Here is a 23,149-nt window from a genome sequence, read left to right on the forward strand (position 1 = left end):
TGTCCATGACCCACCGCCGCACGGCCGAGGCACGCAGCTGTCTGCGACGTCTGGGCGCGCCGACCGCGGTCCTGCTCGCGCTGCTCCTGGGCGCCCAGCCCGCGCTCGCGTCGGTCCCCGATGCGACCTCCGAGCCATCCGATGCGCCCCGCCGTCACGTGACCGCTCCGAAGGAGAGCGGGCAGGAGGCGCGGGTCGGCGTCCCCGCAGACGCGGACGGCGACGACGACCAGGCGCCCGCTCTCTCGCTCCTCCCCGCCCAGCAGGGAGTGCTCGGCGCCGGTGCCGCCCTCAACGCGACGGCGACGATCGCCAATCCCGGCGCGGAGGCGCTGCCGGCGGGCACGCTCCGCCTCGACATCGCGCGGTCGGCACTCGGCGACCGCGCCGCGCTGGACGCCTGGCTGGCGTCGGGCGACGCCGACGGAGACTTCGCGACGCTCCAGACCGCACCGGTCGACGAGGTCGGCGGAGGTGCGAGCGCGACCGAGGAGCTCTCGGTCGCGGCGGATGTCGCCGGCCTCGAGGGTCTCGCAGCCGGCGTCTACCCGCTGCGCGCGACGCTCGGCGCAGGCGCGTCCGCGGTCGAGGGCCGCAGCGTCGTCGTGGTCGCCGACGGCGAGCGCGCGCCGGTCTCGGTCATCGTCCCGATCACCGCGCCGCCGACCGCGGCGGGGCTCCTCACCGCCGACGAGATCGGCACCCTGACCGGCCCCGACGGCGCGCTGTCGCAGGCGCTCGAGGCCGTCGCCGGCACGACGGCCGTGCTCGCGGTCGATCCGGCCATCCCGGCGGCGATCCGCGCGCTCGGCACGGCAGCGCCTGCTGCCGCCCTCGAGTGGCTCGAGCGGCTCGAGGAGCTGCCCAACGAGCGCTTCGCCCTCCAGTTCGGCGACGCCGACGTGACACCGCAGATCCAGGCGGGCCTCGCGGCGCCGCTCGCGCCCACGAGTCTGCGCGCGTTCGAGAGCGGCGAGAACTTCGCGGCACCGGAGCCGACGCCGTCGGCCACGCCCGCCGCGGAGGAGGAGCCCGCCGCGCCGGATGAGCCCGCCTACCCCTCCCTCGAGGAGCTCCTCTCCATCGGCGAGGAGGCGGCGCGCGTGTACTGGCCGGCCGAGGGCTCCGCGGGGCCCGACGTCGTGTCCGCTCTCGCCGCGGAGGGAGCGACCACGCTCATCCCCTCGACGTCGACCGCCGAGGGAGCAGAAGGAGCCGCCGTGCCCGCGCGCGCCGAGGGCGCGCTCGTGTACGACGAGGCCATCTCCGAGGTGCTCAGCGCCGCCGCGCTCGACCAGAGCGCGCACGAGGACGATCTCGTCGAGGCCTCCGCGGAGCTGTGGTTCGCGGCGCACGAGACCGGAGGAGCTCCGCTCCTCGTGGCGCTCGACCGCCCCGCCTACCCGGCCGACGACGCGGAGGCGCCCACGGCCATCCGCACCGAGGAGAGCCTGCGCGACGCCATCGAGAGCGTCACCCGCAATGCGTCGGTCGAGGCCGTGCCGCTCACCGACGTCCTCGAGGCCGAGGCGCAGCCCGTCACGGTGTCCGAGGTCGCGCCGGAGCCGGAGCGCACCGCGGCGGTCTCGGCCTTCACGTCCGCCGAGCCGGGCCTCGCGCACATGGCGTCGGCGCTCGACGAGCCCGAGCTGCTCACGGGCCAGGCGCGCGCCGAGGCCCTGCAGCTGCTCGGCGTCGGATGGACCGACGACCCCGACCGCTGGCGCGAGGCCATCGGCGCGCACGCCGAGCTGACCGCTCAGCGCGTCGACGGCATCGGCGTGACGGTGTCCGACCAGGTGCAGCTGCTGAGCGCCGAGGCGCCGCTGCCGGTCTGGGTGCGCAACAGCCTCGCGTGGCCCATCACGGTCGTGCTCGAGGTGCAGCCCGACAACGTGCGCCTCGACGTGCAAGAGCGCATCGAGGTGCAGGTGCCGGCGGGCAGCAACCCGCGCGTCGAGATCCCCGTCGAGGCGCGCGTCGGAAGCGGCGAGGTGCAGCTCGCGGTCTCGCTGTTCACGGCATCGGGCGAGCAGATCGGCGGCGTGCAGACCATGGACGTGACCGTGCGCGCCGAGTGGGAGCGCATCGGCATCGCCGTGCTCGTCGCGATCATCGTGCTGCTCGTCGTGGGCGGCGTGATCCGCACGGTGCTCCGGCGACGCCGGCGGATGGCCGAGCGCGCGACCCCGGATGGCGCGGATGCGGACGGCGCGACGGCGGACGGCGCGGATGGCCCGCCCGCAGGGGAGAGGGACGCATCGGATGACTAGCCTCGGCCGCTCCAGCGCCATGATCGCGGCCGGGACGCTCGCCTCGCGGGTCACGGGTCTCGTGCGCTCGATCGTCCTCATCGCGGCGGTCGGCTCGTTCGGCAACGCCTCCGACGCGTTCACGGCGGCGAACCAGCTGCCGAACAACATCTTCATGATCATCTCGACGGGCGTCCTGACGGCCGTGATCGTGCCGCAGATCGTGAGGTGGAGCGCGCGCGAGGACGGCGGGGCCTCGCACATCTCGAAGTTCATGACGCTGGGCGGTGTGCTGCTCGCGGGCGCGAGCGTGCTCGCGATGATCCTCGTCTGGCCGCTCATCTGGCTGTACGGCGCCCGGTTCGACCCCGACACCATCGCGCTCGCGGTCGCCTTCGCCTACTGGTGCCTGCCGCAGATCTTCTTCTACGGGATGTTCGCGCTGCTCGGCGAGACGCTCAACGCGCGCCGCGTGTTCGGCCCGTACGCGTGGGCGCCGATCGTCAACAACATCGTCTCGATCGCGGGATTCGGCGTGTTCATCGCCGTGTTCGGCGGCCATCAGTCGTCCCTCGCGCAGTGGACGACCGCGGACGGCGGCTGGAACCTCCCCAAGGTGGCGCTCCTCGGCGGCGTCGCGACGCTCGGCATCGTCGCCCAGATGTTCGTCCTGCTGTTCTTCTGGCGACGCACGGGGCTGAGCATCCGCCCCGACTTCCGCTGGCGCGGCATGGGCCTGCGCGAGGTCGGCAGCCTCACGAGTTGGACGTTCCTCATGATGGTCATCGGCCAGCTCGTGTCGATGTACCAGCAGAGCACGATCTCGGACGCGTCCGGGCAGGCGTCCGTGACCGTCTGGTTCACGTCGTGGCTCGTGTTCATGCTCCCGTACTCGGTGATCGTCCTCTCGATCGGCACCCCCTACTTCACCCAGCTCAGCGAGCACGCGGCTGCCGGACGCGACGACGAGGTGCGCGCCGACATCAGCCGGGCCATCCGGATGCTCGGGCTCCTCTGCGTGCTCGCCACGGCGGCCGTCATGGCGGCGGCGGCGCCCGTCGCGCGGATCTTCACCGAGAACGGGGAGCAGGCGGTCGAGGCCTCCCTCGTGCTCATCGGATTCCTCATCGGGCTCGTCCCGCTCGCGGTCCAGTTCGTCGTGCAGCGCACGTTCTACGCCTACGGAGACACGCGGACGCCGTTCTGGTTCACGGTCTTCCAGGGCGCGCTGTCGGTGACCTTCGCGACGGCTTCGATCCTCGTGTTCTCGACCGACGAGCTGCGCCCCTACCTCACCGCCGCGGTGGCCACCGGGCAGTCGCTGTCGAGCACGGCGCAGGTCGTGCTCGCGACCTGGCTCCTCCGGCGTCGTCTCGGGCCGCTCGGCCTCGGCGTCTCGCTCCGGGCCCTGCTGCGCTTCGCGCTGGCCGCCCTCCCCGCCGCCGGTGCGGGCGTCGGCGTGTACCTCCTGTGCGGCGGCGCCGGGGGATGGATGCTCGACGGCATCGCGCAGGCGATCGCGGGGTGCATCCTCATCGGCGGCGCCACGGCGCTCGTCTACGTCGTCGCCCTCGCGGTCCTGCGCTCACCCGAGCTGAAGTCCGTCACGCAGCTCATCCGCGCGCGGCTCAGGCGCTGACGCTCACCTGCGGCGGGCGCGTTCCGAGGCGCGCCCGCCGCAGGCGGTCACCGGAGCGCTGGGGACGCCTGCCGGTGCGGCTCCGGGCGCTGGGGTCGCCCGAGCGGAGCACCCGCGGAACGCGGGCGCCTCCGACGCTATCGGCGCGGTGCGAGCGCCTCGGGCGCGTCGCCCGTCGCACCACGCCAGGCGGGCAGTTCCACCCGGGCAGAACGGGGAGTCGTGGTCAGAATCTCCGCGAGACCTGCCTCCCCGGCTCTCGGGCTCAGTCGGCGCGCGCGATCCGCGGGTCCATCCGGCCATCCATCCACTCGCGCACGACGTCGTTGAACAGGGGGACATCCTCGACGTTCCAGACGTGGTGCATCCGAGGGACGAGGCCCGTCCGCGCGGTCGGCAGCGCTGCCCGGAGCACGGCGAGGGACCGGCGCACGACGGCCGGCTCGCGTTCCCCGGCGACCGCGAGGAGGGCGCCGCCGTAGGCGCCGAGACCCGTCGGCACGCGGCCCGCGTCGACATCGGCCGACATCGCACGGGCGTTCTCCTTCCGCACCGAGAGCCCGTGCCGCACGAACTCCTCGCGGGCATCCTCCGGCAGCCGGAAGGCCGCGGCCTGCGCACGCCAGAACCAGGCGGCGTCCCACAGGGCGAGTTGCAGCGCGGTGATGGCCCGCGCGCTGCGCCCCACACCCGTGAGCGGAGCCCCCGTCACGAGCGCTCGCGGCACATCCGCCCCGTGCCGGGCCAGCAGCCGGAGGGCCACGACTCCGCCCAGCGACAGTCCGACGAGGTCGAACGCGCCGCCGACCCCGGCCGACCGCACCTGCGCGACGACGTCATCCGCGACGGCGTCGAGGCCGGGCCAGTCCTCCGCCGTGCGCGCGCCGAACCCCGGCAGATCCGGCGTGAGGACCAGCCGGTCGCGGAACGCCTCGACCTGCGGCGCCCACATCCAGTTGGCGACGTTCCCGCCGTGGAGGAGCACGAGGGGCCGAGTGCCCGTCTCCGCATGCGCCGGGTGGATGACGGGGAAGGCGCTCATGGCAGGTCCGCCTCGATCTCGTCGAGCCAGGCGAGTTCCGCCCGCATGTGCGCGATGCCGTTCGCGAGCGTCGCCAGACGGAAGCGGGCAGCGCGATCGCGGGGTGCGCCCGTCGTTTCTCGGATGCTCTCGAAGTGCGCGAGGAGCTCCTCCGCCTCCTGACGGCGCACCGCGAGAAGTCGACGGAGAGCCTCCGGCTCGAGCCCGTCGGCGAAGAAGAGACGCGCGAGGAACGGGTCGCGGTCGGCATGCGCCTCGACGGGCGAGACCAGCCATTCGGCGAGCGCCGCCCGCCCCTCCGCCGTGATGCGATGCACCTGGCGGTCGGGCGCGCCCGCACCGGGCACGACCTCGACGGCCGCCAGCCCGTCGTCCACGAGGCGCGCGAGCGTCCGGTAGATCTGCGCCTTGTCGGCCGCCCAGAAGTGCCGGGCGGTGGAGTCGAAATGCCGCTTGAGGTCGTAGCCGGTCATCGGCGCGAGAGCGAGCAGGCCGAGGATGATGCGGGAGAGGGTCACGCCCCTAGTAGACAACACATCTAGTTGACTTGTCTACTAGTTCGGTGCGAGCCCTCGCCCCTCAGTCCTGGCGGAACACGGCCACGCCGCGCGGAGGCAGGGTCTCCCCGCCGAGGAGCGGCGCGCCGGCGACCCCGTCGAGAGGCAGCTCGTCATCCGTGCGATTGAGCACGAACGCGAAGCGGGCACCGTCGGAGCCGCGCAGCGTGAGCGCGGCTCGCCCGCGCAGAGCCTCCGGCAGCTCGCTCTCGACGCCCGCGCCCTCGAGCAGTGCGGGGACGATCGTGGCGAGCCCCTCGGCGCCGAGGCGCGTCGAGACGTAGGCGGCGGATCCTGCGCCGACGGCGCGCCGCGTGACGGCGGGGGAGCCGTCGAGCTCGGACTCCGCGTAGCGCGCGAGCACCTCGACGCCCGGGTCCACGAGGTCGACGGGCTCGCTCCAGAGGGTGCCGATCGCGCCGGAGTCGAGGCGGATGGTCTCGCCGTCGTACAGAGGACGGAACTCCTCCACGCGCACGCCGAGCAGCTCCCGGAACGCGCCGGGGTAGCCGCCGAGCCACGCGCGGTCGTCCTCGTTCACGGCACCCGAGAAGTACGTCGTGACGAGGTGCCCGCCCGCCTCGACGTAGGCCGCCAGCGTCTCCGCGAGCGCGGCCGGGACGGCGTAGAGCACAGGGGCGATGACGAGGCGGTAGCCCGAGAGGTCGACGTCGGCGGGCACGACGTCGACGCGCACGCCGGCATCCCGCAGGGCGGTCCACCAGTCGAGGGCCTCCTGCCGGTACCGCAGCAGCTCGGTGGGGTGGGAGTCGAGCTCGCTGCCCCACCACGAGTCCCAGTCGAACAGGATGGCGACAGGAGCCGGCACGGCCTCGGCGCCCGCGATGTCGTCGAGGCGCCGCAGCGTCGCGCCGAGCTCGACGACCGAGCGGAACACCCGGCTGTCGGGGCCGGCGTGCGGCACCATCGCCGAGTGGTACTTCTCCGCCCCCGCCGCCGACTGGCGCCACTGGAAGTAGCAGACGGCGTCCGCTCCGTGGGCGACATGGGTGAGCGAGTCGCGGACGAGCTCACCTTCGCGCTTCGGGCGGTTCACGCTCTGCCAGTTGACCGCGCTCGTCGAGTGCTCCATGAGGAACCACGGGCGGCGATGCGAGATGCCCGAGACGAGCGCCGCCGAGAAGGCCAGCTCGTCGTACGACTGCGGCCCGGGGTGCCGGTAGTGGTCGTTCGAGACGAAGTCGAGCTCGTGCGCCCAGTCGGCGTAGTCCGCGTGCTGCGTCTCGCCCATCACCATGAAGTTCGTCGTGATGGGGATGTCGGGGGTGATCCGCCGCAGCAGATCGCGCTCGGCGATGAAGTGCTCCTTGAGTGCGTCGGACGAGAAGCGCTTGAAGTCGAGCTGCTGCGTCGGGTTCGGATGCGAGTCGACTTCGCGCGGCGGGAGGATCTCGGAGAAGGATCCGTACTGCTGCGACCAGAACGCCGTGCCCCACGCGTGGTTGAGTCGCTCGATCGTGCCGTATCGCCTCTCGAGCCATCCGCGGAAGGCGCGCGCCGCGTCATCCGAGTAGTCCCACGCGTTGTGGCAGCCGAGCTCGTTGTTGACGTGCCACGCGACGAGCGCCGGATGGTCCCGGTAGCGCTCGGCGAGCGCCTCGACGAGGCGGAGGGCGTAGCCGCGGAAGACCGGCGACGTCGGGCGCCAGTGCTGACGCGCGCCGGGGGAGAGGATGTGCCCGTGGTGCGTGACGGGGAGCACCTCGGGGTGCTTGATCGTGAGCCACGGCGGAGGCGACGCCGTGGCCGTCGCCAGGTCGACGCCGATCCCGTTCGCGTGCAGCAGGTCGATGACCTCGTCGAGCCACGCGAAGTCCCACGTGTCCTCTGCCGGCTGGATCTTCGCCCACGAGAAGATCCCGACCGAGACGACGTCGACGCCCGCCTCGCGCATGAGGCGGACATCCTCGTCCCACACCTCTCGGGGCCACTGCTCGGGGTTGTAGTCGGCCCCGTACGAGATGCGTCGCGTCGTGCCTTCGGGGGTGCGCAGCCAGCGGTGCGTCTGCATGGATCGGCTCCTTGTCATGGGGATGGTCCGGCGGATGGTGCGGGACGAGGCGCGGGGTGCGTCGCGGTCGCGACGCACCCCGCGAGGGGAGGTCGCGGCTACTCGACCGTGAAGCCCTGGTCGGCTCCGTACTTCACGAGGGTCTGCTGCCACTCGGCGAGGCCCTCGGCGATCGTCGTGTCGCCGACGTACGCCTTGCCGACGGAGTCGTTGAACACGCTGTTCGCGTACACCTGGAACGGCAGGTACTCCCAGCCCTCGACGACGTTGGCCGACGACTCGGAGAGAACCTCGTTCACGGTCTGACCGCCGAAGTACTCGAACTCCTTCGCGAGGAACTCCTCCGACTCGAGGTCCGCGACCGTCGCGGGGAACCCGCCGCCGTCGATGCGCAGCTGCACGCCGTCGCCGTTCGCGGCGAACTCGAGGAAGTCGTAGGCGAGCGCCTTGCTCTCGCTGCTCTCGAGCACGCTCATCGCGCTCCCGCCGTTCTCGGCGGTCGCGGTGCCGCCCTCCTCCCACTGCGGCATGGGCGCGACGCGCCAGTCTCCCGCCGCGTCCGGAACGCCGGTCTCGAAGTTGCCGGGCATCCACGCGCCGATGGTGAGCGTCGCGATCGTGCCGTTGCCGAGACCCTGGTACCACTCGTCGCTCCACGAGCTGATCGGCGCGACGAGGTCCTCCTCGACGAGCTGCTGCCAGTACTCGGCGAAGCGCGTGGAGCCCTCGTCGGCGAGGTCGATCGAGACGTCGGTGCCGTCGACCTGGAACGGCTGACCGCCCGCCTGCCAGATCATCGAGGTCGCGAAGCCCGCGTCACCCGTGTCGTTCGTGATGTAGAGGTCGGGGTCCGCCTCGTGGAGAGCGCGCGCGGCCTCGAGGTACTCGTCCCACGTGGTCGGCACCTCGATGCCGTGCTCGTCGAAGACGGCCTGGTTGTAGAACAGCGCCATCGGGCCCGAGTCGAGGGGCAGGCCCCAGACGCCCGTTCCGCCGTAGTTCACGGCGTTCCAGGGCCCCGGAGCGAACGCGTCGGCGAGATCGGCCGCGCCGAACTCCGTCAGGTCGGCGAGCGACTCGCCGATCGCGAACTGCGGCAGCGCGTAGTACTCGACCTGGGCGAGGTCGGGGGCACCGGATCCGGCGGTGATGGCGTTCTGCAGAGCGGTGTACTGGTCGTTGCCGGTGCCGACGTTGACGACGTCGATCGTGACGTCGGGGTGCTCCTCCTGGTATGCGTCCGCGATGGTCTCGACGGTCGGATCCCAGGCCCAGACGGTGAGCTCGCCGCCCTCCTCGGCAGCGGTGTCGGGGTCGGCGGCGCCGCCCGAGCACCCGGCGAGGGCGAGGGCTGCGACGCCCGTGAAGGCGGTGCCGATGAGGGCGCGGCGGCCCAGGCGGCGGAAGGTGCGGTTCATGCGGTTGGCACTCCTTTGTGATGGGTGAGGACGGTCACTCCTTGACGGACCCGGCCGCGAGGCCGGACTGCCAGAAGCGCTGGAGGAAGAGGAAGGCGATGATGAGCGGGACGATCGTGAGGAGCGACCCGGTCAGGACGAGGTCGAAGATCGCCGTGCCGCCGGCGGTCGCGGCCTGCGCGTTCCACTGGTTGAGGCCGATGATGAGCGGGTACCAGTCGGGGTCGCGCAGCATGATGAGCGGCAGGAAGTAGTTGTTCCACGTGGCGACCATCGTGAACAGCAGCACCGTGACCATCCCGGGAGCGAGCAGGCGCAGCGCGACCTGCCAGAAGATCCGGAACTCGCTGGCGCCGTCGATCCGCGCGGCCTCCATGAGCTCGGTCGGGATGGCCTCGCTCGCGAAGGTCCACATGAGGTAGAGGCCGAACGGCGAGATGAGCGACGGGACGATGACGGACCACGGCGTGTTCGTGAGGCCCATCTCGCTGAACATGAGGAAGGTCGGCACGGCCAGGGCGGTGCCGGGCACGGCGACCGCTCCGATGACGACCGCGAACACGGCCTTCTTCCCCGGGAAGTCGTACTTCGCGAGGGCGTAGCCGCCGAGGACGGCGAGCAGGGTCGCCCCGCCCGCGCCCACGATCACGTACAGGAGGGTGTTCGCGAACCAGCGCAGGAAGATGCCGTCGTCGTACGTGAGCGCGCGGCCGATGTTGTCGAACAGCGCGAACTCGTCGCCGAACCAGAGGCCGAACGTCGTGAAGAGGTCGTCCTGCGTCTTCGATGCGTTGATGAAGAGCCAGACGAGCGGGATGAGCGAGTAGATGAGGATGATCGCGGTCAGCGCGGTCAGGAGCACGCTGCGACGCGGGCGGTCGATCGTGCCGAGCGGGCGGCGCGCGCGAGCGCCGGGGCGGAGGGTGACGAGGCTCGTGGTGGACATGTCAGTCGGCCTTCCGCATCCCGCGCAGCTGCACGACGTAGGCGATGACCATCGTGATCACGCCCATGATGATCGCGACGGTCGCGGAGTAGTTGAGCTGCTGACCCGAGAACGCGAGGTTGTAGGCGTACAGGTTGGGCGTGAACGAGGTCGTGATCGCGTTCGGCGCGAGCGACTGCATGATGCTCGGCTCGTTGAAGAGCTGGAAGCTGCCGATGATCGAGAAGATCGTCGCCACCACGAGGGATCCGCGGATGGCCGGGAGCTTGATCGCACGGATGACCCGGAACTGGCTCGCGCCGTCGATCGCCGCCGCCTCGTAGAGAGAGGTCGGGATGACACGCAGCGCCGAGTAGAAGATGAGCATGTTGTAGCCCGCGAACTCCCACGTGACGATGTTGCCGATCGACGCGAGCACGAGGTCGGGGGAGAGCAGCTCGGGGAGCGCGATGCCGAGCAGGTCCTCGAGGTTGCCGACGAGCCCGAAGCGCTCGCCGTACATGAAGCCCCACATGAACGCGGCGACGACGGCCGGCACTGCGTAGGGCAGGAAGATGCCGATGCGGAAGAAGTCCCGTCCGTACAGGCGGCCGCTGTCGATCGCGAGAGCGGCGATGAGCGAGATGCACAGCATGATGGGCACCTGCACGACGAGGAACAGCGCCACGCGGACGAAGCCCTCCCAGAACGCGGCGTCGGAGAACGCCGCGACGTAGTTGTCGAGGCCGACGAAGACCGTGCCGCCGACGAGCTGCGAGCGGAAGAGGCTGAGGTAGATCGAGTACGCGATCGGGGCGAGGAAGACGACCGCGAACACGATCATGAACGGAGCGAGGAACCCCCATCCGGTCCATCGGCCGCGTGCATGGCGCGCGGCTCTCGTCTGCGCCCGGCCCGGTGGCTTCACCGAGACGGCAGGCGACGTCGTCATCATCCTGGGGTCCTCCGCTGCGTCGACAGGAGTGTGGGAACAGCTATGTTTGCGTAAACATCGTACGCGACATCGATGAGCGCGCAACTCGGCGGGGTCACGATACGGTTTCAGGACGATGGACGAAGACGCTTCCCCCCGCCCCCGGCGCCGACGCCGCACCTCCGAGGGACGCCGCGTGTCGATGGCCGATGTCGCGGCCCATGCCGGCGTCTCGGCGCAGACCGTCTCGCGCGTGGCGAACGGCTTCGGCGGGGTGCTCGACGAGACCCGCGAGCTGGTCATCGCGGCGATGGACGAGCTCGGCTACCGGCCCAACAGCGCGGCGCGCGCGCTCAAGCTCGGGTCCTTCCGGACGATCGGCGTGGTCTCCAGCACCCTGTCGACGATCGGAGACATCCGCACGATCGAGGCGATCGCGCACTCGGCTGCCGTCGAGGGGTACACGACCACGCTCATCCCGCTCCGCGCGCAGGCCGAGGGCGGCGTCAAGCGCGTGTACTCGCGCCTCCAGGAGCTCGCCGTCGACGCGCTCATCCTCAACATCGAGAAGCAGCTGCTGGATCGCGCGGAGACGCTCGTCCCGCCGGGGGTGCCGATCGTGCTCATGGACACGAGCGCGGATGACACCCACGTCGTGGTCGACACCGATCAGTTCGACGGCGCGCGCCAGGCGACCGAGCACCTGCTCTCGCTCGGACACCGCACGGTGTGGCATCTGACCGGCCCCGAGGAGTCGCATCCCGCGCAGCGCCGCGCGGACGGATGGCGGCAGACGCTCGAGCGCGCCGGGCGCGACGTGCCGCCGCTGCTCCGCGGCGACTGGTCGGCGCAGTCCGGCTACGAGATCGGGCGGACTCTCGCCGCGGATCCGTCGTGCACGGCCGTCTTCTGCGCGAACGATCAGATGGCGCTCGGCCTCTACCGTGCGCTGCGGGAGGCCGGGCGCCGCGTGCCCGACGACGTGAGCGTGGTGGGCTTCGACGACACGGCCGACGCGGTCGCGTACGACCCGCCGCTCACGTCCGTGCATCAGGACTTCGCGGACGCCGGTCGACGGGCCGTCGCGGCCGCTCTCGCTCAGCTGCGGACCGGAGCCGAGAGCCGACCGGGGGTCGACGTCGTGCCGACCGAGCTCGTCGTGCGCGAGAGCACCGCCCCGCCGGCGCGGCCATCCTGATACATTGACGAATATCTATGGAATACCACGGACGTACCATGGGTTGAGTCATCCAGACACCTCAGGAGGCGCGCGTGCGACAGCTCATCATCATCGGATCAGGCCCGGCCGGATTCACGGCGGCGATCTACGCGGCGCGCGCGAACCTGCAGCCGCTCGTCGTGGCCAGCTCGGTCGAAGTGGGCGGCGAGCTCATGAACACGACCGAGGTCGAGAACTTCCCCGGGTTCCCCGAGGGCATCATGGGCCCCGAGCTCATGCAGAAGATGCAGGAGCAGGCTGAGCGCTTCGGCGCCGAGGTCCGCTATGACGACGTGACCGAGCTCGACCTCGCGGGCGATGTGAAGCGCGTCACGCTCGGCAGCGGCGCCGTGGAGGAGGCCCAGGCGGTCATCTTCGCCACGGGCTCCGCCTATCGCAAGCTCGGCGTGCCCGGCGAGGAGCGCCTGTCCGGTCACGGCGTCTCGTGGTGCGCGACCTGCGACGGATTCTTCTTCCGCGAGAAGGAGATCGCGGTCGTGGGCGGCGGCGACTCGGCGATGGAGGAGGCGACGTTCCTCACGAAGTTCGCGTCGAAGGTCTACGTGATCCACCGCCGCGACAGCCTCAAGGCCTCCAAGATCATGCAGGATCGCGCCTTCGCGAACGAGAAGATCGAGTTCGTGTGGAACGCCGAGGTCGCCGACGTGCGCGGTGAGTCGGCCGTGGAGGGCGTGACACTGCGTGACACCGTCACCGGCGAGACCCGCGACCTCGCGCTCGACGGCCTGTTCGTGGCGATCGGCAACGACCCCCGCACGCACCTCGTCCACGACAAGCTCGAGCTGACGGCGGACGGCACGATCGCGGTCGACGGCCGCTCGTCGCGCACGTCCGCGCGCGGCGTGTTCGCCGCCGGCGACGTGATCGACCCGTCGTACCGTCAGGCGGTCACCGCGGCCGCGTCCGGCACGGTCGCCGCGCTCGACGCCGAGCACTTCCTCGCGTCGCTGGGCGACGCGGGAGAGCCGGCCCCGACCGAGGACCAGCTGGTCGAAGCCTGACCCGGGGAACATCGCACCGCCATCCGGTGTTCTCCCCCTTAGCTGCTGAACAAGGAGATCCCATGAGCAACGTCAAGGCCACTTCGTCGGCCACTTTCGAGCAGGATGTGCTCCAGGCCGACGGCCCGGTGCTGGTCGACTTCTGGGCCGCCTGGTGCGGTCCGTGCCGCATGGTCGCGCCCGTCCTGGACGAGATCCAGGCCGAGAACCCCGACAAGATCACCATCCTCAAGCTCAACGTCGACGAGAACCCCGACCTCGCGATGAAGTACCAGATCACGTCGATCCCGGCGATGAAGGTCTTCCAGAACGGCGAGGTCGCCTCGACCATCATCGGCGCCAAGCCGAAGTTCGCGCTCGAGCAGGATCTCGCCCCCTACCTGGGCTGAGACTCCGCGCAGGAGCGAATCCTGCGCCGCGTGCACCTCGAAGCCGTCCTGCGGATCCGTCCGCAGGGCGGCTTCGCCGTGTCAGCCGCGATCCACGACCCGGACGACGGCGTCCCAGCGGCGATGGGTGTTCTCCTGGCCGATGAGCCGCCAGACGGCCTTCGTGAGCTCGGGGTACTCGGCCGCGATGAGCCGCAGCACGCGCTGATTGCGCGCGTGCGTAGGCCGCAGGCCGCCATCCGCCTCGATGTGCTCAGCCCGGAGCGTGAAGACGACGAGCTCGTCGACCGTGGGGAGGTCCTCCATGAAGTCCCAGGGATCCTCGCCCTCGCGCAGCCGCTCGTGGATGAGGGCCGCGAGTTCGTCGGCCGCCTCGGCGCGCAGCACCTCGACGCTCGCGCGGCGGCGGGGGAGGGATTCGGCGGGCAGCTCCACCCGTCAAGCGTACGCGCGTGCACGCGCACGAGGGCCGCGCGCACCCCATTCCGCCCGCTCTACCGCGCTTCCCGACTCTGCATGTCTCACTCGACGAGGGATCCGGGTCCGGATGGCCTCGCCGAGTGAGACATGCAGAGTGCGGCCGCGGGCGGCTCAGTGGTTGCGGAGCCGGTCGATGAGCTCGCCCTTGCGGAGCTTGGAGTACCCCTCGATTCCGAGCTCCTTCGCGCGCTTCTTCAGCTCCGGCACCGTGCGCTCCTCGTAGTCCTCCGCCTTGCCGCCGCGCTTGCCGACCGAGCTCCGGCCGTCTCGCGCGGCCGCGTTCGCGATGCGTGCGGCCTTCTCGGCCGACGCACCGTCCTCGCGGAGCTCCTCGTAGAGCTTCTCGTCCTTGATCCTCGGGTTGGGCATCTGCGTGCCTCCTCTCAGAAGGGGCGGCCCCCGGTGACCGGGATGACCGCACCGGTGACATACGTCGCCTCGTCGCTCGCGAGGTACACGTAGGCGCCCGCGAGCTCGGCCGGCTGGCCGGCCCGGCCGAGCGGGGTGTCCGAGCCGAAGGTCTTCACCTTGTCGGCGGGGAAGCCCGTCGCGGGGATCAGCGGCGTCCAGATGGGGCCAGGAGCGACTGCGTTGACCCGGATGCCCTTCTCGGCCAGCTCCTGCGCCAGAGCCTGCGCATAGGCCACGAGAGCGGCCTTGCTCATGGCGTAGTCGAGCAGCCCGGGGGAGGGCTCGGACGCCTGGATCGACGTCGTGACGATGATCGAGCCGCCTGCCGGCATGTGCGACACGGCCTCGCGGGCCAGCACGATGGCGGAGACGAGGTTCGTGTGGAACACGCGCTCGATCTCCGACACCTGCATCGACTCGATGCCGTCGCGCTGCTTCTGGTAGGCGGCGTTGGGAATGAGGATGTCGATGCCGCCGAGGGCCTCGCGCGCCGCGCGCACGAGCTCGACGGTCTCCTGCTCGGAGGTGAGGTCGACGGCGAATGTCGCGCAGACGCGACCCTCCGCCTCGACGAGACGCCGCGTCTCGGCTGCGTCGGCCTCCTCCTCGGGAAGGTGCGCGATCGCGACATCCGCGCCCTCTCGCGCGTACGCGAGCGCGACCGCGCGGCCGATGCCCGAGTCGCCGCCCGTGATGAGCGCCTTGCGCCCGATCAGGCGGCCTCGACCGACCCAGCTCGACTCGCCGTGGTCGGGCTCGGGGGTCATCTCCTCGGTCAGCCCCGGCTGCGTCTCCTGCTCCTGCTCGGGGAAGGGGCCCCCGTCCTTCGCGTCGCGGGGGTCCTGCCCGCTCTGCGCTCCGCTCGTGCCTGCGTTCTCGGTCGTCTCCATGGGGCTTCGTCCTCCCGGCTCGGTGTCTCGACAGGTCGTGCGGTTTCGACGTTACGAATCCGTGACTCTGCTCGAAACCCCTTGACGGTCGTGCGGCGCATGCCCTACGGACAGCGCTCAGGCCCCGCGGTAGCCGATCAGCCAGCGCAGCCCGTGCGCATCCACGACGATCCCGTCCCAGTCGCCCCAGGGGCGCCTCTCGAGCCGCGAGACGATGGTTCCGCCCTCGGCCAGCGCATCGAACCAGCGGTGCAGCGTAGCCGCGTCAGATCGCCCCAGGAGCGACAGCATGACCCCGGTCAGCGCGACCGCGTCCTCGTCCGCGCCGGCGTCGGCGCCCTGAAGCGAGACGGGCCCGAGGAGATCGCCGTGCGCGACGTCGTCGGCAGGGCCGTCGGTGCGCCCGAACTCGCCGTACGTGTGGAGTTCGAGCTCACCGCCGAACACAGCGCGATAGTGCTCCAGCGCCTCTCGGCAGGTGCCGGGGAAGAGGATGTACGGCGTGGGCGCGGTCATGCGACCACGCTAGCCGCCACCCTCACTCGCCGTAAGCGGTCTCGCCGATCTCCTCGAGCATCCGGTTGAGATCCTGGATCGAAGCGAAATCAATCGTGACCTGGCCTTTTCTCGCCGTCAGCTTGATCCGGACCTTCGTGCTCAGCCGGTCGCCGAGTCGCGTCGCCACTTCATCGAGGTAGGCGCGCCGCGCTCCGCCCTGAGGGCGAGGAGTGCGCTGGGGCGCTGCGGTCCCGGCTGCGGCGATCTGCTTGGCCGCTGCCTCGGCAGCGCGGACGGACAGATCCTCGTTGACGATCTTGTCCGCGAGCTGCTGCATCTGCTCCTCGGTCTCGAGGGAGAGTATGGCGCGCGCGTGGCCGGCGCTGAGCACGCCCGCTGCCACTCGCTGCTGCACGGGCACCGGCAGCCGGAGGAGACGGATGGTGTTGCTGATCTGGGGGCGCGAGCGCCCGATCCGAGTCGCGAGCTTCTCCTGCGTGATCCCGAAGTCCTCGAGGAGCTGCTGGTACGCGGACGCCTCCTCGAGCGGATTCAGCTGCGACCGGTGGAGGTTCTCCAGCAGGGCGTCGCGCAGGAGGTCCTCATCCGCCGTGTCGCGGATGATCGCCGGGATCTCGGTCAGTCCCGCCTCTCGCGACGCTCGCGTGCGGCGCTCGCCCATGATGAGCTCGTACGTCCCGTCGCCCTTGTCGCGCACGACGACCGGCTGCAGGACGCCGAACTCCTTCACACTGTGGACGAGCTCGGCGAGGTCGTCGGGGTCGAAGTTCGTGCGCGGCTGACGCGGGTTGGGGACGATCGCCTTCGGGTCGATGTGCACGAGGCGCGCACCCGGGACCTCGACGAGCTCTTCGCCCGACGCGGGGGAGGCCTCCTCCTTCGACGCGCGCTTCCGGGGCGACGTCTCGCCGGCGCTCGAGCCCTTGGTCTTCGTCGACGACGGGAAGAAGACGTCGACGGGACGCTCGTCGCTCAGCTCCGAGGTCGGAATGAGCGCTCCGATGCCGCGACCCAGGCCAGTACGTTTCGCCATCAGGATTCCCCTTCCTTCGCGTCCGCGCTTCCGCGTCGCACGATCTCGAGCGCGGCCTCGCGGTACGCGATCGCACCTGCGGAGTTGCCGTCGTATGTGATGACCGTCTGCCCGAAGCTCGGTGCCTCGGAGACGCGCACGGAGCGCGGAATGACGGTGTCGAGCACCTCGCCCGTGAAGTGCCCTCGCACCTCGTCGGCGACCTGCTGAGACAGACGCGTGCGCGCGTCGAACATGGTGAGAAGGATGGTCGACAGACGCAGGCGCGGATTGAGGTGCTTCTGGATCATCTTCACGTTCCCGAGGAGCTGGCTCAGTCCCTCAAGCGCGTAGTACTCGCACTGAATCGGGAGGAACACCTCGGTCGCTGCCGTGAATGCGTTGATCGTGAGGAGCCCGAGCGAGGGAGGGCAGTCGATCAGGACGAAGTCGAGACGCTCCTCGCGATCCTCGAGATACTCCGCCAGCGCGGTCTTCAGCCGCTGCTCACGGGCGACCTGCGTGACCAGCTCGATCTCGGCGCCGGCGAGGTGGATGTTGCTCGGTGCACACACCAGCGTCTCCCCCTCAGGGCTCTGCTGGACGACATCCTTCAGCGGAACGTCGTCGATCAGGACGTCGTAGATGCTCGGGCTCTCGGCGTTGTGGGGGACACCGAGCGCCGTCGACGCGTTCCCCTGCGGATCGAGGTCGATCACGAGGACACGACCACCCAGCGAGGCGATCGCGGCAGCGATGTTCACTGTCGTCGTGGTCTTGCCGACCCCGCCCTTCTGGTTCGAGATCGTCATGATCCGAGTGGGGCCGGTGAACGACACCTCGACGTCCGCAAGCGCGCGGCGACGGGCTGTGAGGTCGGCCAGCTCCCGCGCGATCGGACTGTCGTCAGGCTCCGTGATGTTGCCGGACTGTTTCACGTGAAACACTCATCCCTTCGCCGCGAGCAGACGCTCTCCACTCTAACGGGCGATACCCCGCCACGCCTGCAGGGGCACCCAGGTAGAGGCTGGGTGTTGGTGCCGGCGGGATGTTTCACGTGAAACGTCGCGTCGATCACGGCGCCGCCGCACTGCCGGTCCGGTTCTCGCGCGGCGGCCCGCAGCGTTTCACGTGAAACATCGCGCGCAGCAATGCCGCACTCGAACCTCAGAGCGGCGGCACGAGCCATCGAACCCATGCAATAGAGATGGGCGCGGGGTGGCTCGGCGTGTTGCAGAGCGGCGAGCTCGGGCTCCGCTCGAAGTTGCGGTCCGAAGCGGTCGGCCGTCCCCGTGTTTCACGTGAAACGTCCCGACCGGGCTGATCTCGAGCGCCCGGTCTACCCAACCGCATCTCCGGAGTCGATGCAGGGCGAGCGGAGGGCCCAACGTCGCCACCGCGGGGGAGACCGACGGGCAGAAGGCATCGAGGAACGTCCCACATCGAATCACGGAGACGACCGCGTTGCACTGGATCTGACGAGTGAGATTCGTGCAGAGCGCGGGTGCGGCCCGGGAACGGGCGGGCAGCGCCCACGACCAAGCGGGCCTCCACATCGACGTCTCGTCGCTCTCCCAGATTTCTCACGCTGCCGAGTCCGAGGCGTCGCTTCCGTCTTCAAGGTGGCGCCCACACGGACCAACATGGCTCTGTTTCACGTGAAACCCCTCGCGATCCTCACAACGCGCCATCTCCTCCGGACATACGCGCCTCGGGACGGCATGGGGCGCGACAGCTCGCGCGACACCCGCTGGCCGCGACCGCGGTCGCCGCGCTCCGCAATGTTTCACGTGAAACGCGTCATCTCCTCGACTTCAGTGCCGAGTGGCGTGCGCGTGCGGGCGACCGCCGGTACACCCGGTTCCACGGCGCCACCCGGGGCGCAATGCGCTCCGGGATCCTCGTGATCGTCCGATCCGGGCGCGTACTCGCGGTGAACCGGAAGATCCAGATTCATCGATGTCGCGCACGGCCACTCCCGCCGCCCGTCACTCCGTATCGTCAGCGCCCGAGAGCGTGGCCGGCCACGCATCCAGGAGCAATCCCGCGAAGTAGCGATGCGATCCGCGAGGGGCCGTGGCGTTTCACATGAAACGCCACACGAACCCGGTGCACACACGCGAGCGACCCAACCACTCCCGAAAGGGTTTCACGTGAAACACATCTGCACCCAGGACCGCGCCGGGTGCGCAGCGACTCACACCTCGTGCGGTCTCGACGCGATGCCGAGAAGGTGCGGTGACAGGTCCGGGCCATACGGAATCGCCTCAAGGCGCTTCGCAAGCACGTCCCCGGCCGCGACCACCTCCTCGTCCGGCGCCATCAGTTCGAGACCCATCCCGCCGGGACCTTCCAGCCCCACGATCTCCACGTCCACGAAGCCAGCCTCCGAAAGCTCGTGGGAGAGCTCCGCGGCCGTGTGATGATGGCCACCCGGAAAGCGCCCCGCGGCGGGCTCGAGCGATCCCGCCGTGGCTCCGTTCTCGACCAGCACGCGCACCTCATCCGCGGGCAGATCGCGGAATCCACGAGCCAGCACCGTCTTGGTCAGTGCAGAGAGACGAGAGATCGCTCCCGCGAACACGACGCCACCCGGGCGCAGGACGCGAAGCGCCTCAGTCAACGCGCGCAGCCGATCGGCCCGATCCTGCAGGTGGTAGAGCGGCCCGAGCATGATCACCGCGTCCGCGCTCGCATCGACGTCTTCCAGAGAACGTGCATCCCCGACCAGAGCCCTCACCTCGGGGATGCGGGCAGCGACGTCGACCTGGGCAGGCACCGGATCGACCAGGGTCACGGCATGCCCGTCCGCAACCAGCCAGCGCGCATGCGTGCCGGTCGCCCCGCCGACGTCCAGCACGGTCGACGCGGGCTGCAGCCGGGCGCGGACCAGCGACTGAACACGGAGGAACTCAAGTCGACCCGCCGCCGATCGCGAGGACAGGCGCTCGCCCTCGTCGAAATGCTCCCCGTAGTACGCGCGGATGCGTTCGTCACGCTCGCGTTGATCCATGCTCCGAGGCTACCGAGAGGCAGCGCCCGGAGACATCATCAGTCGTGCAACGAAGGGAATCCCAGGTCAGCGGCCAATTACGCGCGGACGAGAGCGCGCACGACCCGCGTGGGCTCGGAGATCGTGCCCTCGCCGACCATCTCGACGCGGACATCCGAGAGCTTGTACTTCCGGATGGCCTTCGCCGCGGCATCGATCTCGTTCGGAGCGCTCTGCCCCTTGAGGAGGATCAGCTCTCCGCCGTCGCGCACGAGCGGAGCAGTCCAGGGGATGAGCGTCCTCAGCGCCGACACCGCGCGTGCCGTGACGGCGTCGAGCACACCCTCCCAGCGCCCCGCTTCTTCGGCGCGTGCGCGTTCGACCACGACGTTGTCGAGGCCGAGCGCCGCAACCTGCTCGTTGAGCCAGGTCGTGCGACGCTCCATCGGCTCGATGAGCACCCACTGCACGTCCGGCCGCGCGATCGCGAGCACGAGCCCCGGCAGACCGGCACCCGACCCCACGTCGCCGACGCGTCCGCCCTCGGGGAAGAGGGGTGCCGTCACGGCGGAGTTGAGGATGTGGCGCGACCAGAGGCGCGGAACCTCGAGGGGGCCGATCAGCCCGCGCTCCTCGCCGTGCTCGGCGAGTGCCTGCGTGTACGTGCGCGCCAGATCGATCCGATCTCCGAAGAGCGCGGCCGCCTCGGCGGGCTCGGCCTCGAGGCCGGCGGGGGAGGAGACCATCACCCGCGGCGGATGACCGTGTGGCGGTCGGGTCCCTCGCCGTACGACTCCGAGACGAGACCGCGGTCCGCCGCGATGTCGTGCACGAGCTTGCGCTCGTACGACGACATCGACGGAAGGGACGCCTGCGTGGCGCCCTCCTCGAGCTTCGCGACGGCCGCGTCGACGAGGGTCTCGAGCTGTCGACGGCGGACGTCGCGCGAGCCGCCGATGTCCAGGATGAGCCGCGAGAAGGCACCGGTCTCGCTCTGCACCGCGAGCCGGGTGAGCTCCTGCAGAGCCTGCACGGTGTCCGGGTGCGAGATCACGCGCAGCGACGCGTCGTCCGACTCGACCGACACGTACGCGCGCCCCTGGCGCACGTCGAGCGTGAGGTCGCCGTCGATGTCGGCGATGTCGAGAAGGCCCTCGAGGAAGTCGGCGGCGACGTCGCCCTCGCGCTCGAGGTCGGCCTCGGTGGGGGCGTCGGCCGCGGTGGCGGGCTGCGTGTTCATGGCGTCCATTCTCGTGTGGCCGGTCCGGGCGGAAGGGGGCGTCAGCTCGACGCGCCGTCGGGCCGCTGCTGCTTCTTCGCGCGCTTCGCGCTCATGGGCTGCTGGCGCTTGGGCTGCTTCGCGCGGGCCTCCTCGGCCTTGCGCAGCAGCTCCTGCTGCTCGGCCTCGTACTCGGCGATCGTGACGACCTTGCCCTGGCTGTTGATCGCCTTGCCCTTGCGGGCCAGACGCGCCTCGCGCTCCTTCGCGGCATCCGAGCCGGGCGTCGGCAGCTCGCGGATCACGAGGAACTGCTGGCACATGGTCCAGAGGTTGTTGAAGAACCAGTACGAGACGACGCCGAGCGGGAAGAAGACGCCCGAGAAGATCATCGCGAACGGGATGATGTAGAGCATGATGCGCTGCATCTGGTACGCCTGGCCCGTCTTGGCCTCGGGCGAGAGGTTCTTCGAGACGATCTGCAGCTGCGTGAAGAACTGCGTCGCGATCATCAGCGCGACCATGATCACGAGGATGATCGTGGTGCCGACCCAGCCGTCCGGGCGGTGCTGGATGGCGTCGACGAGCGTCTCGCTCAGCGGGGCGATGTCAAAGAGCTTCGCGTCGTTGAACTGCTGCGTGAGCTCCGGCGACAGCAGACCGACGCCGCCCTTGTTCGCCGCCGCGTGCGCCTTGATGTCGTACAGCGTGTAGTACAGCGAGAAGAAGACCGGCATCTGCACGAGCAGAGGCAGGCAGCTCGACACCGGCGTCGTGCCGTGCTTCTTGTACAGCGCCATGGTCTCGCGGCTCATCGCCTCGCGAGAGAGCTGATCGCGCTTGCCCCGGTACTTCTCCTGGATCTTCTTCATCTCAGGAGCGATTTCCATCATCTTGCGCTGGCTCTTGATCTGCTTCACGAAGAGCGGGATCAGAGCCGTGCGCACGATGACGACGACGCCGGCGATCGAGAGGACCCAGGTGAGTCCGCCGTCCACCGGCATGCCGAAGAAGGTCAGGACGGCGTGCCAGCCGACGAGGATCATTTCGATGACCCAGCGGATGGGCCAGAGGATGATTCCGAGGAAGTCCACGGAGGTCAGTCCTTTCGTAGCGGCACGACGAAGCCGTGACGGGTGAGGTCGTAGCGGAAGCGCGGGTGCGGCGTCACGTCGTCTTCGCCGCCCGCAGCCCACGGGTGGCACCGGGCGATGCGCATCGCCGCCAGTCCCGATCCTTTCACGAGACCGTGCTGCTGCACGGCCGTCACCGCGTATGCGGAGCAGGAGGGGTAGTACTTGCAGACGTCGCCGTAGAGGTGCGAGATCGTCGCGCGATATCCATGCAGGAGCACGAGGCCGGCGTTGCGCGGCAGCAGCGGGAGCGCCCGAACGGCGTCGGATACGCGAAACCGCGCCGACCCTGTGGCCGACGCGGGCAGCACGCTCATGCCGCCGCCTTGCGCGCGAGGCAGCGCGTCACCTCGGAGCGGAGCTCCTGGAAGGTGGCGTCGGCCGCCGAGGGCAGGGCGCGGATGACGACATCGGCCCCCGGTCGCACGTCCGGAAGCGCCTCCGCGCACACCGCCTTGAGGCGGCGGCGCACGGTGTTCCGCGTGACGGCGTTGCCGACGGCCTTGCTGACGATGAATCCGAACCGCGGCGCGCGCTCCTCGAAGGAGTGCACGACGTGCGTCACGGTCGACGCACCGGCGCATCGAGAGCCTCGACGCACGACCTTGCGATAGTCGGCGCCGAGGACCAGGCGATGCGGCCTCGCGAGCACGGACTCGTCGTCGGGATTACGCCGAGAGCTCGACGCGACCCTTGCCGCGACGTGCGGCGAGGATGGCGCGGCCGGCGCGGGTGCGCATACGAGCGCGGAAGCCGTGCTTCTTGGCACGACGGCGGTTGTTGGGCTGGAAAGTGCGCTTGCTCATGGAATCACTCCGGAGGGATGGTCACCGGAATCATGTGACCGGAGACGAGAGTTGGTGGAGCCCGGAAGGGCATAAGTCAACCGATTTAGAGTACGCCGACCGAGGGCGATCCTGCAAATGAGGCGGACAACCTGACAGTATCTCCACAGTGTCGGATCCGCGCCCGCAGGAACACGCGAGCGCGCGCCAAGACGGAGTTTGCCGTTCGCCGTCCATCCACTAGCGTGTCACGAAGTTATCCACAGGCTAGGGGAGGCC

The 23,149-nt window shown here is 70.1% G+C and carries 24 protein-coding genes; 5 read left to right on the forward strand and 19 right to left on the reverse strand.

The features are described from left to right. The first annotated feature begins 5 nt into the window (after window positions 1-5). Window positions 6-2,273 carry a DUF6049 family protein gene (locus tag GC092_RS16010; protein WP_324013281.1) on the forward strand — a complete coding sequence of 756 codons (2,268 nt, stop codon included), beginning with the start codon at window positions 6-8 and terminating at the stop codon, window positions 2,271-2,273. Further along, window positions 2,266-3,891, forward strand: a complete 1,626-nt coding sequence (gene murJ, locus GC092_RS16015; protein WP_324013284.1) for a murein biosynthesis integral membrane protein MurJ — start codon at window positions 2,266-2,268, stop codon at window positions 3,889-3,891. The genes GC092_RS16010 and murJ overlap by 8 nt, the downstream gene beginning before the upstream one ends. A 265-nt stretch (window positions 3,892-4,156) precedes the next feature. Here murJ and GC092_RS16020 read toward each other — a convergent pair whose 3' ends face one another. The 6 genes from GC092_RS16020 to GC092_RS16045 all read right to left on the reverse strand — a co-directional run bounded on the left by GC092_RS16020 (window position 4,157) and on the right by GC092_RS16045 (window position 10,817). Beyond that, entirely contained in the window at window positions 4,157-4,933 is a 777-nt protein-coding gene (locus GC092_RS16020; protein WP_324013286.1) for an alpha/beta fold hydrolase, read from the reverse strand. Then, a complete protein-coding gene (locus GC092_RS16025) occupies window positions 4,930-5,451 on the reverse strand; it encodes a PadR family transcriptional regulator (protein ID WP_324013287.1) in 522 nt (173 codons plus the stop codon). Before GC092_RS16025 ends, GC092_RS16020 begins: the two co-directional genes overlap by 4 nt. Window positions 5,452-5,512: 61 nt before the next feature. Then, window positions 5,513-7,522 carry a beta-galactosidase gene (locus GC092_RS16030; RefSeq protein ID WP_324013288.1) on the reverse strand — a complete coding sequence of 670 codons (2,010 nt, stop codon included), beginning with the start codon at window positions 7,520-7,522 and terminating at the stop codon, window positions 5,513-5,515. Between the two features lie 98 nt (window positions 7,523-7,620). Next, on the reverse strand, window positions 7,621-8,940 hold the full coding sequence (locus tag GC092_RS16035; protein WP_324013290.1) for an ABC transporter substrate-binding protein: 1,320 nt from the start codon (window positions 8,938-8,940) through the stop codon (window positions 7,621-7,623). A 34-nt stretch (window positions 8,941-8,974) separates the two neighbouring features. Beyond that, window positions 8,975-9,886 carry a carbohydrate ABC transporter permease gene (locus GC092_RS16040; protein ID WP_271172542.1) on the reverse strand — a complete coding sequence of 304 codons (912 nt, stop codon included), beginning with the start codon at window positions 9,884-9,886 and terminating at the stop codon, window positions 8,975-8,977. 1 nt (window position 9,887) lies between these two features. After that, on the reverse strand, window positions 9,888-10,817 hold the full coding sequence (locus GC092_RS16045) for a carbohydrate ABC transporter permease (RefSeq protein WP_324014934.1): 930 nt from the start codon (window positions 10,815-10,817) through the stop codon (window positions 9,888-9,890). A 118-nt stretch (window positions 10,818-10,935) separates the two neighbouring features. Between GC092_RS16045 and GC092_RS16050 the strand changes: the two genes are divergently transcribed. From GC092_RS16050 to trxA, 3 genes are all read left to right on the forward strand, one after another. Then, a complete protein-coding gene (locus GC092_RS16050) occupies window positions 10,936-11,997 on the forward strand; it encodes a LacI family DNA-binding transcriptional regulator (protein WP_324013292.1) in 1,062 nt (353 codons plus the stop codon). Between the two features lie 74 nt (window positions 11,998-12,071). Then, window positions 12,072-13,040, forward strand: coding sequence for a thioredoxin-disulfide reductase (gene trxB / locus GC092_RS16055; RefSeq protein ID WP_324013293.1), 969 nt, complete (start codon window positions 12,072-12,074; stop codon window positions 13,038-13,040). 62 nt (window positions 13,041-13,102) lie between these two features. Beyond that, on the forward strand, window positions 13,103-13,429 hold the full coding sequence (gene trxA / locus GC092_RS16060) for a thioredoxin (RefSeq protein ID WP_271172540.1): 327 nt from the start codon (window positions 13,103-13,105) through the stop codon (window positions 13,427-13,429). Window positions 13,430-13,510: 81 nt separating this feature from the next. On the opposite strand, the gene GC092_RS16065 is transcribed toward trxA, so the two are convergent. From GC092_RS16065 to rpmH, 13 genes are all read right to left on the reverse strand, one after another. Next, a complete protein-coding gene (locus tag GC092_RS16065; RefSeq protein WP_324013296.1) occupies window positions 13,511-13,864 on the reverse strand; it encodes a tryptophan synthase subunit alpha in 354 nt (117 codons plus the stop codon). Between the two features lie 156 nt (window positions 13,865-14,020). Next, entirely contained in the window at window positions 14,021-14,278 is a 258-nt protein-coding gene (locus GC092_RS16070; RefSeq protein WP_271172539.1) for a DUF7218 family protein, read from the reverse strand. 14 nt (window positions 14,279-14,292) lie between these two features. Further along, window positions 14,293-15,210: an SDR family oxidoreductase gene (locus tag GC092_RS16075; protein WP_324013298.1), complete on the reverse strand. Its 918-nt coding sequence runs from the start codon at window positions 15,208-15,210 to the stop codon at window positions 14,293-14,295. Between the two features lie 117 nt (window positions 15,211-15,327). After that, window positions 15,328-15,726 carry a VOC family protein gene (locus tag GC092_RS16080; protein ID WP_324013299.1) on the reverse strand — a complete coding sequence of 133 codons (399 nt, stop codon included), beginning with the start codon at window positions 15,724-15,726 and terminating at the stop codon, window positions 15,328-15,330. A 22-nt stretch (window positions 15,727-15,748) separates the two neighbouring features. After that, window positions 15,749-16,762, reverse strand: a complete 1,014-nt coding sequence (locus GC092_RS16085) for a ParB/RepB/Spo0J family partition protein (protein ID WP_324013300.1) — start codon at window positions 16,760-16,762, stop codon at window positions 15,749-15,751. After that, window positions 16,762-17,688, reverse strand: a complete 927-nt coding sequence (locus GC092_RS16090; RefSeq protein ID WP_271172535.1) for a ParA family protein — start codon at window positions 17,686-17,688, stop codon at window positions 16,762-16,764. The genes GC092_RS16085 and GC092_RS16090 overlap by 1 nt, the downstream gene beginning before the upstream one ends. 1,250 nt (window positions 17,689-18,938) lie before the next feature. After that, window positions 18,939-19,754, reverse strand: a complete 816-nt coding sequence (locus GC092_RS16095; RefSeq protein ID WP_324013301.1) for a class I SAM-dependent methyltransferase — start codon at window positions 19,752-19,754, stop codon at window positions 18,939-18,941. A 77-nt stretch (window positions 19,755-19,831) separates the two neighbouring features. Further along, on the reverse strand, window positions 19,832-20,479 hold the full coding sequence (gene rsmG / locus GC092_RS16100; protein ID WP_271172533.1) for a 16S rRNA (guanine(527)-N(7))-methyltransferase RsmG: 648 nt from the start codon (window positions 20,477-20,479) through the stop codon (window positions 19,832-19,834). Then, window positions 20,479-20,973, reverse strand: coding sequence for a Jag family protein (locus tag GC092_RS16105; protein ID WP_324013303.1), 495 nt, complete (start codon window positions 20,971-20,973; stop codon window positions 20,479-20,481). Before GC092_RS16105 ends, rsmG begins: the two co-directional genes overlap by 1 nt. Window positions 20,974-21,014: 41 nt before the next feature. Next, complete coding sequence (yidC, locus tag GC092_RS16110) at window positions 21,015-22,046, reverse strand: membrane protein insertase YidC (protein WP_324013305.1); 1,032 nt, start codon at window positions 22,044-22,046, stop codon at window positions 21,015-21,017. 5 nt (window positions 22,047-22,051) lie between these two features. Beyond that, complete coding sequence (yidD, locus tag GC092_RS16115) at window positions 22,052-22,402, reverse strand: membrane protein insertion efficiency factor YidD (protein WP_271172530.1); 351 nt, start codon at window positions 22,400-22,402, stop codon at window positions 22,052-22,054. Beyond that, on the reverse strand, window positions 22,399-22,737 hold the full coding sequence (rnpA, locus tag GC092_RS16120; RefSeq protein ID WP_271172529.1) for a ribonuclease P protein component: 339 nt from the start codon (window positions 22,735-22,737) through the stop codon (window positions 22,399-22,401). Before rnpA ends, yidD begins: the two co-directional genes overlap by 4 nt. A 16-nt stretch (window positions 22,738-22,753) precedes the next feature. Next, window positions 22,754-22,891: a 50S ribosomal protein L34 gene (rpmH, locus tag GC092_RS16125; protein ID WP_156242570.1), complete on the reverse strand. Its 138-nt coding sequence runs from the start codon at window positions 22,889-22,891 to the stop codon at window positions 22,754-22,756. Window positions 22,892-23,149 lie beyond the last annotated feature (258 nt).

Origin of the sequence: Microbacterium sp. JZ37, from assembly GCF_035188445.1 — a bacterium.
In the GTDB taxonomy this organism is placed as follows: Bacteria; Actinomycetota; Actinomycetes; order Actinomycetales; family Microbacteriaceae; genus Microbacterium; species Microbacterium barkeri.